A 13,279-nucleotide genomic window follows, 5' to 3' on the forward strand; every position below is an offset into this window, starting at 1 on the left:
TCAGACTGAGATACAAACTGAAGCTGTCCTGTCATGTTTCATAAATTATCTTTTAAGAGCAGTGTGAATAGCCGCAGGAGTAACATACGTCACAACCTTCCACATGCTGAATCGGGCCGCCGCACTCAGGACAGGCACCGTTTTTTACAGTAGGAGTGTCTGTTTTCTCTTCAACATTTTTTTCTCCCTTTTCGGCTTCTTCAAGAAGTTTATCTACCGTTACTTTCTCCTGATTAATCACGCTTATTTCTATAGGGTTACTTACTGCTTTTTCAATCGCTTTGCCCACTGCATCAGCACAACTTAAAACCTGATTAGGACCGAAACCGTACCTCATATGGCAGGAAATTCCTTTCAACTGTTTAATAATGGTTTCCGGTTCTCCTCCACTTCTTAATGCGAGTGAAATAAGTCTGCCCATTGCCTCACACTGACTTTGGGCACAGCCGCCTGCTTTGCCCATGCTTGTGAAAACCTCAAAAGGTTCTCCTTCTTCATCGTAATTGATAGTTACATACAGTTTGCCGCAGCCTGTCATCATTTCGATAGTTCTTCCCATAAGCATTTTCGGCCTGGGTTTGGGGCTGAAAGTACCTTTTACTTCAAGGAATTTTTCTTCTTCCTTACCCTCTTCTTTATCTTTAGATGTACCTACATTTAAAACCTGGCCGGTTCTGGATCCGTCCCTGTATATTGTAATACCTTTACAACCTTCTTTATATGCCAGTTCATATACCTCTCTTACATCATCAGGAGTAGCTTCATTGGCAAAGTTTACAGTTTTACTCACAGCATTGTCGGTAAATTTCTGGAATGCCGACTGCATTCTGACGTGCCAGTTTGGAGATATTTCATGAGCAGTGACAAAAACTTTCTTGTATTTTTCCGGCACCACTGTGCTCTCTTTTACCGTACCTTTTTCTGCAATGTATTCAAAAAGCTCCGAGCTGAAAAATCCTTCCTTTTTAGATATTTCACGGAAAGTAGGGCAGACTTCCACAAGCTTGTCGTTGTCCATCACATTTCTGTAAAAAGCTATTGCAAAGTAAGGCTCCACTCCGCTGGAACTTCCGCCTATTATAGATATAGTTCCGGTGGGAGCAATGGTGGTTATAGTGGCATTTCTCATGTATTCAAAACCAAGTCCCGGATAAATACTTCCTTCAAAATTTGGGAAATTGCCTCTTATTTTTGCAATCTCTGATGATGCTTCTCTGCCTTTGTCTCTAATAAATTTCATAAGGTCTTCAGCCAGCTTTAAAGCTTCCTCGGAGTTATAAGGAATGTCCAGCTTTGATAGCATGTCTGCCCATCCCATTATGCCGAGTCCGATTTTTCTGTTTCTTTTTGTCATATCCTCTATCTGTTTTATAGGGTATTTGTTCATGTCGATAACATTGTCCAGAAAGTGTGTAGCCGTTTTTACTGTGTTTTGTAGCTCTTCCCACTTAATATTACCGTTATCAACAAACCTGCTCACATTAATTGAGCCGAGATTGCAGGATTCATATGGCAGCAGCGGCTGCTCTCCGCAAGGGTTTGTACTCTCAATTTCACCGACTTGCGGGGTGGGGTTGTCTCTGTTGATTCTGTCAAGGAAAATTATTCCGGGATCACCGCCTTCCCAGGCTAAGGTTACCATTTCATTGAAAACTTCTCTGGCATTCAACTTTTTTAATACTTTTTTATTTTTTGGATTAATAAGGTCGTATTCACGGTTTTCATCAACTGCTTTCATGAACTCTTCTGTTATACCCACTGAAAGATTAAAATTGGTAAGACGGGATTTATCCCTTTTGGCATAAATAAAATCCATTATATCCGGGTGGTCAATACGTAAGATACCCATATTGGCACCGCGCCTTGTGCCTCCCTGTTTTATAGTTTCTGTTGCAGAATCAAAAACACTCATAAAGGAAACGGGACCGCTGGAAACACCCTTTGTAGTTTTCACCACGTCATCTTTGGGACGCAGCCTTGAAAAAGAGAAACCTGTGCCGCCTCCTGATTTGTGTATAAGCGCGGTATGCTTAACAGATTCAAAAATTTCTTCCAGTGAGTCGTTTACCGGCAGCACAAAGCATGCAGAAAGCTGCTGAAGCTCTTTGCCGGCATTCATAAGTGTGGGTGAATTTGGCAAAAACCTAAGAGATACCATTTCATTGTAAAAAGCTTCTGCTGTTTTACTTATGTCGCAGTCTTTATTATATAACAGCTCAGCCTGAGCTATATTAATGGCAACACGCTGAAACATTTCTTTGGGAGATTCAATGACATTGCCTTCTTCATCTTTCTTAAGGTAACGCCTTCTGAGGACCGTTACCGCATTAGCAGATAGCTGAGGTTCTTCATTTAACCGTTTTTTTATCTCCTGGTAATTGATCTTTAGGTTATTTTTCTTTTTGCTGCCTTTGTTTTCCCTTTTATTGTCCTCCATTGAAGCACAACCTCCTTTAAAATAAGCATTAAAACGTAAAAGCTTTGTTAACAAAAGATAATTAAAAAAATAATAAGTGGTAATTTTCAAATAATCAAGTATAGATTTTTGATATCGTTCTAAGTAATTAGCAGCATTAGAATAAAAAATTCATTGCTTAAAAAGTTCCATAATATCAGTTATTTGGTTAGTGTTGCTGATTGGTTAACAGAGCGGATAAGTATATATTCCGCTCTGTTTATAATTCATTGGCTGTTTTTGCCGGAGACAGGAAAAATTATTTATTCTCCGGTTTTAACTCTCTGTTAATTTTGAAAAGTGTAAAACCTAATATTCCCAAAACTGCAACCAGCAGTACAAGGAATATTATAAAAATTCCCCATTGGGGGTTGGTTTCCATATTATAGATATTTACATATTTGCTGAAATAACCGTTTTCTATGGTTCTTCGGATAAGCACCATGAAAATTGTTATCACAACCCCCAGGCCTGCGAAAAGATAGATATTGTCTTTCTTTAGCAGTACCACAGCAAGAGCAGCCGCTGCAGCGATTAAGGCAATAATAAAAGAAACTGTTCCCAACAGACTTTCTCCCATTAAAAGCATCATTATTTCTTTTTCATGGGAAAGCAGAAGCCAGATTCCAACCGGTATTTGAGCCAGTGTTACAACAAAGAACGATTTTTTCCCGAAACTGTACATTTTTTCTTTCAGTTCCTTAGAAAATGATTTTCTCATTCTGGAGTACACCATGAGAAAAAGTCCGGCAAAAGCAGTAGCTGCAAACACAAAATGTATATACCTGGGCAAGAGTGTCGGAAGGTCAAAGAAAGCTCTTTTATTCAGATATACTTCTTTCCAGGCTTCAGGGTGCGTTGAAAGAACTGTGTTGCTAACAAGCATAAATGCCACATAAAGAAAAAGCAGTGCGGCAAGAACAATAAAAATAATTCCTTTGCCTCCGGAATACCTTATATACAGAGGCTTCATTTTGTACAGATAATAGAAATAGTAGGCAAAAATAACCGCAGCCAGCACAAAAAGCCATTTAAATGACAGCAGAAACGAAGAAGTATAAAAGAAATTGCCGTAAATTGTTTGCACGAACAGTAAAGGAGCGACACCTGTCGTCACTGTCAGTGATATATTAAAAGTGTTTAAATATCCTAACTCTTCGGCAATCATATTATAGTTGTTATCACCATAAATTTTCGAAATGTATTTGGAGCTGAGCAGCAATAAACTCCCGCCCAGAGTGAGATTAACAAAAATTATATGCAGGAAAAATGTGAAAGTCAGGAAAAACACAAATAGTGCAGGAGGGGATGATATTCCTATGGGGAGAAAAGAGGGAATTATATTTAAGCTTTCCATTATGAACCTCCGTTTACTTCTTTGTTTATATACGCTGCCAGCGCCTTTCTTTCCGTTTCCGTTCCCACAAAAGGCGGCATCAGGGGGTTGGAATCAAGCATTGTGAGGAAAAAAGCTAAATCCTGTTCACCCATACCCTGCACTTTTGGTTTCAGGGCATTATAACCTTCGATTTCATGGCAGCTCACACATTCCGCTTCAAAGACAGCCCTTCCTTTTGAGATTTTTGTATCCGGTTTGCCCAGCAGAGTCCAGTCGGCTTCTGAAAGGATGCCATCTTTGTTTAGTCTGCTGACCTCACTTTTCAATATTCCGTTGGCATACATATAGTCCATGATAATGAAAGGTTTTCTGGCACGTTCTCTGGCAAATTCATAATATCCGAAACTATAAAGTCCTGTTACCATCAAAATCACTGCCACTACAATGTTTATTTTCTTAGGAATTACAAAGGTGAAGAAAAGAGAAACAATTGCAAGACCGAGTGCAGTGAAAGATGCGTACCTGAAAAAGTTGGTAAGTATGGCATTGCCCCCGGATAGGAGTCCCTGTATATTTTGAGGCAGTGAGATTTCCCACCAGTAAAATCCGCCAAATGTCAGAATGAACCCTGCGGCAGCAAATACCCCGGAAAAGTGTCCGGCAGTTTTTTTAACCCTCTCATTTTTTGTAAAGGAGAGAACAAGTGTGGAATAAACGGCTGCCAGAATCAGGCTGATTCCAAATCTTCCCACAACCTGAGGCAGATAGCTGGCATTGAAGAATGCACTCCAAAATGTCCTGTCCGTATTCCATGTTCCGGGAGTAAGCTGAAAGGCTATTATCCCTGCGATAATAACAAGACTGAAAAATGCTCCGATGAAATACAGCCAGCCTATAAAGATATGTGTTTTATGGCTGATTTTGTCCCATGTATAGTAATACATAAGCAGAGCGGATATCTCCAGAACAAAAAATACCCATTCGCTGGCCCATCCCCACACAAAAATGGAAATTAAAGAGCCGGTTCCGGCCGGTGAAACCAGTGCAATACTGAACCATATCCCGACACCTGTCAGTGCCCCTAAAATAGCTGAGATAAAAAGTATTAAAGAGCTGTTTGTTTTTACAAATTTCAGTAGTTCCCCGTCTTCATTTTTCACAGCTTTCTGTTCTGCCAGCACCACATACAGCCCCATTCCAACTGCAAAGTGAGAAATGAAAACATGCAGTATTGCTATTGATGCAATCAGCTGACCTCCTGAAATATAAGGATGAATCCAAAAAGGAAAATCCATTGCTGCCTCCTTGCCAATAAATTTTTAACACTTCAAAAACAATTAAACCCACATCAGCTTTTTTGATAAAATATAATAACAAAAACCTGTTTGCAGTTTTTCTGCTTTAATTATATCTTATCACAAGGTTGATGCACAAGAATTAATTGTGAAAAAATGTAAAGAAAGGTATCATTTATAGTGAACTGGTGAGATAGTGAAGTAGTGAGGTAGTGAAATAGTTGATTTGGTTGAAATCGTTTAGAATGTTGAGTGAGCATATAATATTGAAATCAGTAGTATGTTAGCTAACTTTATGTGAATTTTGGAGTGATGCCAAAAAAACTTATTGTTGATTTTTAGTGAGTTTTGAATATTATTGAAGCTTATGTTTGAATACGATTTGCATACACATACAATATTTAGTGACGGCGGATTAGTCCCTGCAGAGGCGGCCATGAGGGCCGAGGCTTTCGGTTATAAAGGAATTGCTTTAACTGACCATGCAGATTTGACTAATTTCAGATTTATACTCGAAAATCAGCTCAGACTAAAAACAAAAATAAACTCAAGTAATCCCAACTTCAGCATACTTGTGGGTGTTGAATTCACGCACGTACAACCGGATGAAATTTACGAACTGAAGAATATGGCAAAGGAAAATGGAGCCGATATAATCATTGTGCATGGCGAAACAATTGTTGAGCCTGTAAAAAACGGCACCAACAGAGCCGCTATTGAAGCCGGCGTGGATATCCTTGCTCATCCGGGATTGATTAGTGAGGAAGATGCTTCAATGGCTGCCGAAAATAATGTTTATCTTGAAATAACAACAAGGAAGGGGCACAGCCTCACCAACGGTCATGTAGCTAAAACTGCACTTAAAACAGGGGCAAATCTCGTTATTAATAATGATTTTCATGAGCCGGGTGATGCCGTCACCTCTGATATGGCAGTTAAAATTTTAAGAGGCTGCGGACTGAGGGATGAAGAAATAAGAAAAACTTTTGAAAACAATAAATTTATTTTCAATTCCAAACTGGAGGTTTAAATGGCCAAGAAAAAGCAGCATAAGAGTGAAGAGGTACCTGTCGATAAGGTAGAGGCATTTCTTGAAAAAAACTTCAAAAAGATAATGATATCCATCGGAGGAGTAATCCTTGCCATCATAGTCATTTACGGTGTCTTTACCGTGATTCAAAGTAATAAACAGCAGAAAATCAGCAGATTAGGCCAGTATGAGCTAATGTTTCAAACGGATAATCTCGCCAGCCGGCAGGTTGAAAGTTTTCTTAGAGTAGGCACTGAAGTGGATGAAACTGCATCTTATGCCAGATACAGAGCCGCAAACCTCTACCTGAATGCCGGAAATATTGAAAAAGCAAAAGAGCTTCTCAATAAAACCGGAGGCTCATATAAAGAATTGGCTGATAGCCTCCTTTATGATCTTGGGGAAAGCATAAATTTGTCCCAATATACACAAGGCTCTTATCTGGAAAGATTATGGGACTACAGAGAACTTTTAAAATCAGGTTATACACAAAAAAAGCTGGATCAATTTGCTAAAAACTATCCTGACAGCAGATTGCTGGAACTGTTAAAAAACTGGGAGTAGAAATTGATGACAAAACGTGTGTTGAGCGGCAATGCTGCAATAGCCAGAGGTGCTTATGAGGCAGGAATCGGCGTTGTAAGTTCTTACCCGGGAACACCAAGCAGTGAAATTACTGACAATATAAAATATTTTGATGAAATATATTCCGAATGGGCTACAAATGAAAAAGTGGCCATGGAAGTTACCATCGGCTCAAGTCTCGCAGGAACACGGTCAATGACATGTATGAAGCATGTCGGGCTGAATGTGGCATCAGATCCTTTAATGACTTTGAGCTACACCGGAGTAAATGCAGGTTTGGTTGTAGTTGTTGCAGATGATCCCAATATGTTCAGCTCTCAGAACGAGCAGGACAGCCGTCATTATGCAAGGTTTGCAAAAATACCTATGCTGGAGCCTGCCGACAGCAGCGAGGCCAAGTATTTTGTTCAGAAAGCGATGGAAATATCAGAAAAATACTCCACTCCTGTTCTACTCAGATCGGTTACAAGACTTTCCCACAGCATGTCTGTTGTTGAACTCGGCAGCAGAAAAGAAACTGAACGAAAAGAACTGGAAGTCAATATTCCGAAATGGGTCATGGTGCCGGCCAATGCACGTAAAAGGCATTATTTTGTGGAAGACAGACTTGAACAGATTCAAAGTGATTTGAATCACAATTTAAGTGATTTTATACACGAGGAAATAAACAATACAGACATAGGGATAGTTTCCTCCGGGATTGCCTATCAATATGTTAAAGAGGCTTTACCAAAAGCTTCCGTTCTTAAGCTTGATATGGTTTATCCTCTTGCTTTAGATGGGATAAAAAAGTTTGCCGGGAAAGTGAAAAAACTTTTTGTGGTTGAAGAACTTGATCCATTTATAGAAAATGAGCTGAAGGCACACGGTATTAATGTGGAAAACTTGAACAGATCACTTATGGGTGAGCTTTCTGTTGAACGTTTAAATGATATATTTTCTGAAAAAGGATATGTCAGCAGAAACTATAAACCGCTCTACAGTGATATCAATGACAAGCTGCCTCAACGTCCGCCGAATATGTGTCCCGGTTGTTCCCACAGGGGTATTTTTCATGCTATAAATAAACTGAAACTGTTTGCCGCCGGAGATATAGGGTGTTATACGCTCGGTCTTCTGCCTCCGTTGTCTGCTATGCACTCTACAATCTGTATGGGTGCCAGTGTATCGATGGCACATGGCATAGACAAAGGCTCCAATGGCGAATATGCCAGAAAATCAGTAGCGGTAATCGGCGATTCAACTTTTTTGCATACAGGTATTAACGGACTTATAAATTCTTTTTACAATTCCGGAACATCAACTGTAATTATTCTTGATAACAGAATAACAGGGATGACAGGACATCAGCCAAACCCTGCCACAGGTCTTTCGATAAAAGGTTCTCCTGCTCCTCAGGTTAACATAGAGGTGTTGTGCAGGGGTATGGGAATCAGTCATGTGAAAGTGGTGGATCCTTTTAATGTTGAAGAATGCCTGAATACCCTTAAGGAAGAAACAGCCAGAGAGGAATTGAGTGTAATAATTACTAACAGACCGTGCATATTTGCAGATAAAAGTGTTATTTCAAGTCCGTACTACATTCTTGAAGATAAGTGTACAGGATGCAAAGCATGTGTGAGACTGGGTTGCCCGGCTATTCTATGGGACAGCGAAAAGAGACTTGCATTCATAGACGAAACACTGTGCACAGGATGCGGGCTTTGTCCGAAAGTCTGCAAATTTGAAGCTATAAAAAAACGCGGCGAATAAAAAGTGGCAGAATTTAAGGAGTTTTCATGAAACTTGATATATTAATGGTTGGTGTCGGCGGACAGGGAACAGTTTTAGCCAGCGATATCGTCTGTGATGTGGCTTTATCTGCAGGCTATGATGTGAAAAAAAGTGAAATACACGGAATGGCACAGAGGGGTGGGAGTGTTGTCAGCCATGTTAGAATTGGTGAAAAAATAGCTTCGCCCGTAATTCCGGTGGGCAGTGTGGATATACTGGTATCTTTTGAAAGGATGGAATTTTTGAGATATCTTGAATATATAAATAAAAGAACCAGTTTGATACTTAACAGCGGCAGAATTCATGCGCCGGGTACTGCAGGCGGAGAGGAAGAATATCCTGAAAATTATGTGGAAGATAATATAAAGAAATTTAACAAGAGTTATATGATAGATGCATTTGATTTGGCAGAACAGGCGCTTAACAGAAAAGTGACAAGTACAGTGGTTTTAGGTAAGCTTGCCACATTGCTTCCTTTTGAAAAACAATATTGGGAGAATGTAATAAGCGAAAAAGTTCCTCCAAAAACCGTTGAATACAATTTAAAGGCTTTTGATCTGGGGTTTAATGCCTGATATATGATAATTGATCTGCATATACACTCTAACTGTTCATCCGACGGTGAATATTCTCCTGAAGAAATATTAAAATATGTCAAACAGAAAAATATAGAATATTTTGCAATAGCCGACCATAACACCATTAGCGGATATAACAAGTTAAAAGGCTTTAAAAGGGACATTGGTACCGTTATGATACCCGCTGCAGAATTTTCAACCTTCTACGGTGAACATGAGGTACATGTTCTGGCTTATGGTATAACCTCTGAAGATGAGGCTCTTCATAGCGTATTTGAAATAATAAATGAAAATAAACTAAAGCAGGCTCATGCAAGGGTAAAAGCCCTTAAGAATCTGGGGTTTAAGATAAGTTTTAATGATTTGATGAATTATGCAGTTGGCAATGTCCCTTCCGGAGTAACATTTCTCAATACGCTGCTGAAAAATGAAGATAATAAAACTTTGCTTTCAGAATATATTGAAGGGGAAAAATCATATTCGCCCTATACAAGTTTCTATTTTGATTTTTTCGCAAAAGGCGGTTTAGCTCACGTTCACGTGCCCCTGATTGATATCGGAGAATTTTTTGACAAAATGTACGGCAGAGCTGTTTTTTCAATGGCACATCCAATACTTAATCCCGGCAATATAATGCCCGATTTGTTTGATTTTCCTTTTGACGCTGTCGAGGTGTTTTCCAGTTATCACAATTCCGTGGAAGTAAGATTCTTTCGGTCAGTTGCTGATGAAAATAATTGTTTTTATACCGCAGGCAGTGATTATCATGGTCCCAATGTTAAGCCCAATATTTTTATGGGGGTGGACTGCAGTTTAAATCCGGCTATAATAGAAAAATTACTCGAAGTAATAGACCGGAGGAATCTTTATCTATATAATCTATAAAGGAAAGGCAGATTATGGAAGCAGGCTGTGAATTCTCTGTTGCAATACTTGCCGGCGGTCAGAGCAGACGTTTTGGACAGGATAAAACCCTGACGGCTATTAACGGCAGAAGTCTGACTTCAATTCTGGCTGACGGCCTTTCAGATTTATCTGATGATACAATGGTTATATGCAAAAATCCCGGCAAATTCAGCGATTTAAACAATGTGAGATTACTTGCCGATGTTTATGACAAACAGTGTCCGTTGGTTGGGATTATTACTGCATTATTAAATTCCAAATACGAAAAGGTTTTTGTTGCCTCGGCTGATACTCCTTTTGTTCAAAGGAAGCTTGTAGAATATATGTCTTTAAAAGACGGGGATGCAGTTCTCCCGAAAACTAATAATAAGATACATACATTGACGGGGTTTTACAGTAAATGTCTATTGACTAATTTGAAAAAGCAATATTTTAAAGGTAATTACCGCATTATTGATATGATGGATGAGATTGACGTCAGATATGTGGATGAAGAAGAGTGCAGGCAGTTTGATGAGAATATGCTGAGTTTTATCAATATAAATACAAAGAAGGATTACAAAGATGCAGTGGAAATTCTCAAAAAAATTGGTTACACGCTGTAAGACAATCAGGTATGACGGCACATTCGCTGAAGAAGAATCCCTTATTATCAAAGAAATAAGGCACAATATTCATGTAAACGGAGAGTTTTTTGCATCTGTTATGCTTATTCCTGAACAGCAAAAGGAATTTACATATGGGTTCCTATTTACTTCCGGGATAATAAACACTTCGGATGATGTAGTTAATTACAGGATGTGTGAAAATTATAACATATATGTTTATCTAAAAGATCCGAGACCGTTGGGCAGCAACTCCACGTGGACCATTACATCCGGATGCGGCGGCGGCAAAGTGCTGGATAAAACATATGATGACATAAAAACAATTGATTCAGCATTTAAAATCAGTGCCGCAGATATTTTGAATCACTTCGGGGTTATGGAAAAAGAATCCGATTTGCACAGTGCAACCAGGTGTGTCCATAAGGCTTATTTTGCCGGTTCTGATGGTGACTGTTTTACATCTGATGATATAGGCAGACACAATACTATAGATAAAGTTGTAGGCGGTATTGTTTTGAAAGACTTATCAAGAGACGGTATCTTGATTTCGACGGGCAGATTAACCTCTGAAATGATACTAAAATGCAGCCGTGCAGAGATTCCGATCGTTGTTTCACGCACTGCTCCGTCTAAATTGGGGATTGATTTGGCAGAAAAGTCCAATATGACACTGGCCGGGTTAACCGGTAAAAAAGGTTTCACTGTATTTAATGATCCGGGAAGGATTGAATGACTTTTGATTTGGTATCGGACTACCAGCCCACCGGTGATCAGCCGGAGGCAATTTCACAGCTAGTCGAAAATTACCGTGACAACGTCAAAAGAGAAGTGCTTTTGGGTGTCACAGGCTCCGGCAAAACATTCACCATGGCAAACGTTATACAACAGCTTGAAGTTCCGACACTGATTATTGCTCACAATAAAACGCTTGCTGCCCAGCTTTACGGCGAATTCAAAAGATTTTTCCCTGATAACGCAGTGGAATATTTTGTGAGTTATTATGATTATTACCAGCCTGAGGCTTATGTCCCCCAGTCTGATACATACATAGAAAAGGATTCTTCCATTAATGACAACATAGATAAAATGCGCCATTCAGCCACAAGAAGTCTGCTCGAGCGAAGAGATGTTATAATTGTTGCAAGTGTATCATGTATTTATGGATTAGGTTCTCCGGAAGCCTATTACGGAATGCTTGTCACCCTTGAAACCGGCGATGACCGGAGCATGGAAGAGGTGTTGCAGAAACTGGTGGATATACAATACGACAGGAATGATTATGATTTTCACAGAGGTGTTTTTCGTGTTAAAGGTGACACTGTTGAAGTTTTTCCGTCGCATGAGGACAGTTTAGCTTACAGAATAGAATTTTTCGGTGATGAGGTGGAAAGGCTTTCCGAATTTGACCCTATAACGGGGAAAACAATAAAGGAGAGACCGAAAATTGCCGTTTACCCCAATACACACTACGTGACATCCGCTGTGAGTGTGGATAAAATTATAAAACAAATCAAATCCGATCTTTTGGAGCGGACAGCTATACTCGAAAAAGAAAACAAACTTGTTGAGGCCCAGAGGCTTACTCAAAGAACAATGTACGATATAGAGATGATTGAGGAAACGGGGTACTGCAACGGTATCGAAAATTATTCGAGATACTTCGACGGGCGCAATCCGGGAGATACTCCGCCGACACTGCTTAGTTATCTCCCCGAGGATTCACTTGTGATTGTGGACGAGTCACATATCACAATTCCTCAGGTCAGGGGGATGTTCAAGGGTGACAGATCCAGAAAGTCAACACTTGTGGAGTTTGGTTTCAGACTGCCTTCAGCTCTTGACAACAGACCGCTTAGATTTGATGAGTTTAATAAAAGGCTGGATAAGGTTTTATATGTCAGTGCAACACCCGCTGACTTTGAAATTACTGATTCCGGCAATACTGTTGTTGAACAAATCATCAGACCCACCGGACTTATGGACCCGGCAATCGAAGTTAGGCCGGCAAAAAACCAGGTGGACAACTTATACAGCGAGATTAACAGTATTGTTGAAAAAGGCGAAAGGATTCTTGTGACAACTCTTACAAAAAGGATGGCTGAGGATCTGACAAGATATTATAAAGAGATGGGGTTAAGGGTTGAGTATTTGCATTCGGAAATTGATACTCTGGAGCGGATAAAAATAATCAGAGAGCTGAGGCTTGGGAAGTTTGATGTGCTGGTGGGTATAAATTTGTTGAGGGAAGGGCTTGATATTCCCGAAGTAAGCCTTGTTGCAATACTTGATGCTGACAAAGAAGGTTTCCTGCGTTCTGACAGATCCCTTATACAGACAATAGGCCGCGCAGCACGTAATGTAAACGGCAAAGCTATTTTTTATGCAGACAAAATGACGAAATCGATGAAATTCGCTATTGAGGAAACAAACAGAAGAAGAAAAAAACAGCAGTTATATAACGAAAAACATGGAATAACACCGGAAACGATAAAGAGTGAGATAACAAATATTCTGGACAGTATTTACGAGAAAGACTATGTAACAGTTGAGGTTGAAGATGATGCCGTTGAGAGACTGCTGACCGGTGACAGGAAAAAAGACATTGAAGTTATGGAAAAAGAAATGTATAAAGCATCAGAGGAACTTGACTATGAAAAAGCAGCGAAAATCAGAGATATGCTGTTTGAATATAAGGCAAAAAAATAAATAA

11 protein-coding genes are annotated in these 13,279 nt (G+C 39.6%); 8 read left to right on the forward strand and 3 right to left on the reverse strand.

Translation table 11 applies throughout. The annotated features are described in order from the left end of the window. Nucleotides 1-52: 52 nt before the first annotated feature. The 3 genes from UMU13_RS04480 to UMU13_RS04490 form a co-directional block, all read right to left on the reverse strand. Nucleotides 53-2,437 carry a vitamin B12-dependent ribonucleotide reductase gene (locus UMU13_RS04480; RefSeq protein ID WP_328217400.1) on the reverse strand — a complete coding sequence of 795 codons (2,385 nt, stop codon included), beginning with the start codon at nucleotides 2,435-2,437 and terminating at the stop codon, nucleotides 53-55. A 277-nt stretch (nucleotides 2,438-2,714) separates the two neighbouring features. After that, nucleotides 2,715-3,812, reverse strand: coding sequence for a hypothetical protein (locus UMU13_RS04485; protein WP_328217401.1), 1,098 nt, complete (start codon nucleotides 3,810-3,812; stop codon nucleotides 2,715-2,717). Next, nucleotides 3,812-5,089 carry a c-type cytochrome gene (locus UMU13_RS04490; RefSeq protein WP_328217402.1) on the reverse strand — a complete coding sequence of 426 codons (1,278 nt, stop codon included), beginning with the start codon at nucleotides 5,087-5,089 and terminating at the stop codon, nucleotides 3,812-3,814. The genes UMU13_RS04485 and UMU13_RS04490 overlap by 1 nt, the downstream gene beginning before the upstream one ends. Nucleotides 5,090-5,456: 367 nt before the next feature. Between UMU13_RS04490 and UMU13_RS04495 the strand changes: the two genes are divergently transcribed. From UMU13_RS04495 to uvrB, 8 genes are read left to right on the forward strand one after another with little or no spacing between them, the layout of a single operon-like run. Continuing rightward, complete coding sequence (locus UMU13_RS04495; RefSeq protein ID WP_328217404.1) at nucleotides 5,457-6,119, forward strand: histidinol phosphate phosphatase domain-containing protein; 663 nt, start codon at nucleotides 5,457-5,459, stop codon at nucleotides 6,117-6,119. After that, entirely contained in the window at nucleotides 6,120-6,683 is a 564-nt protein-coding gene (locus tag UMU13_RS04500) for a hypothetical protein (RefSeq protein WP_328217405.1), read from the forward strand. It abuts the gene before it with no gap. 6 nt (nucleotides 6,684-6,689) lie between these two features. Continuing rightward, entirely contained in the window at nucleotides 6,690-8,456 is a 1,767-nt protein-coding gene (gene iorA, locus UMU13_RS04505) for an indolepyruvate ferredoxin oxidoreductase subunit alpha (protein WP_328217406.1), read from the forward strand. A gap of 26 nt (nucleotides 8,457-8,482) precedes the next feature. Next, nucleotides 8,483-9,052, forward strand: coding sequence for an indolepyruvate oxidoreductase subunit beta (locus UMU13_RS04510; RefSeq protein WP_328217408.1), 570 nt, complete (start codon nucleotides 8,483-8,485; stop codon nucleotides 9,050-9,052). A 3-nt stretch (nucleotides 9,053-9,055) separates the two neighbouring features. Beyond that, nucleotides 9,056-9,940, forward strand: a complete 885-nt coding sequence (locus tag UMU13_RS04515; RefSeq protein WP_328217409.1) for a PHP domain-containing protein — start codon at nucleotides 9,056-9,058, stop codon at nucleotides 9,938-9,940. Between the two features lie 14 nt (nucleotides 9,941-9,954). Next, nucleotides 9,955-10,566, forward strand: coding sequence for a molybdenum cofactor guanylyltransferase (gene mobA / locus UMU13_RS04520; RefSeq protein ID WP_328217410.1), 612 nt, complete (start codon nucleotides 9,955-9,957; stop codon nucleotides 10,564-10,566). After that, nucleotides 10,526-11,302 (forward strand): formate dehydrogenase accessory sulfurtransferase FdhD, encoded by a 777-nt coding sequence (gene fdhD, locus UMU13_RS04525; RefSeq protein WP_328217412.1) that lies wholly within the window; start codon nucleotides 10,526-10,528, stop codon nucleotides 11,300-11,302. Before mobA ends, fdhD begins: the two co-directional genes overlap by 41 nt. Beyond that, the gene (gene uvrB / locus UMU13_RS04530; RefSeq protein ID WP_328217414.1) at nucleotides 11,299-13,275 is read left to right on the forward strand and encodes an excinuclease ABC subunit UvrB; all 1,977 of its coding nucleotides are present in this window, start codon (nucleotides 11,299-11,301) and stop codon (nucleotides 13,273-13,275) included. Before fdhD ends, uvrB begins: the two co-directional genes overlap by 4 nt. Nucleotides 13,276-13,279 lie beyond the last annotated feature (4 nt).

This window comes from Flexistipes sp., assembly GCF_036172515.1.
In the GTDB taxonomy this organism is placed as follows: domain Bacteria; phylum Chrysiogenota; class Deferribacteres; order Deferribacterales; family Flexistipitaceae; genus Flexistipes.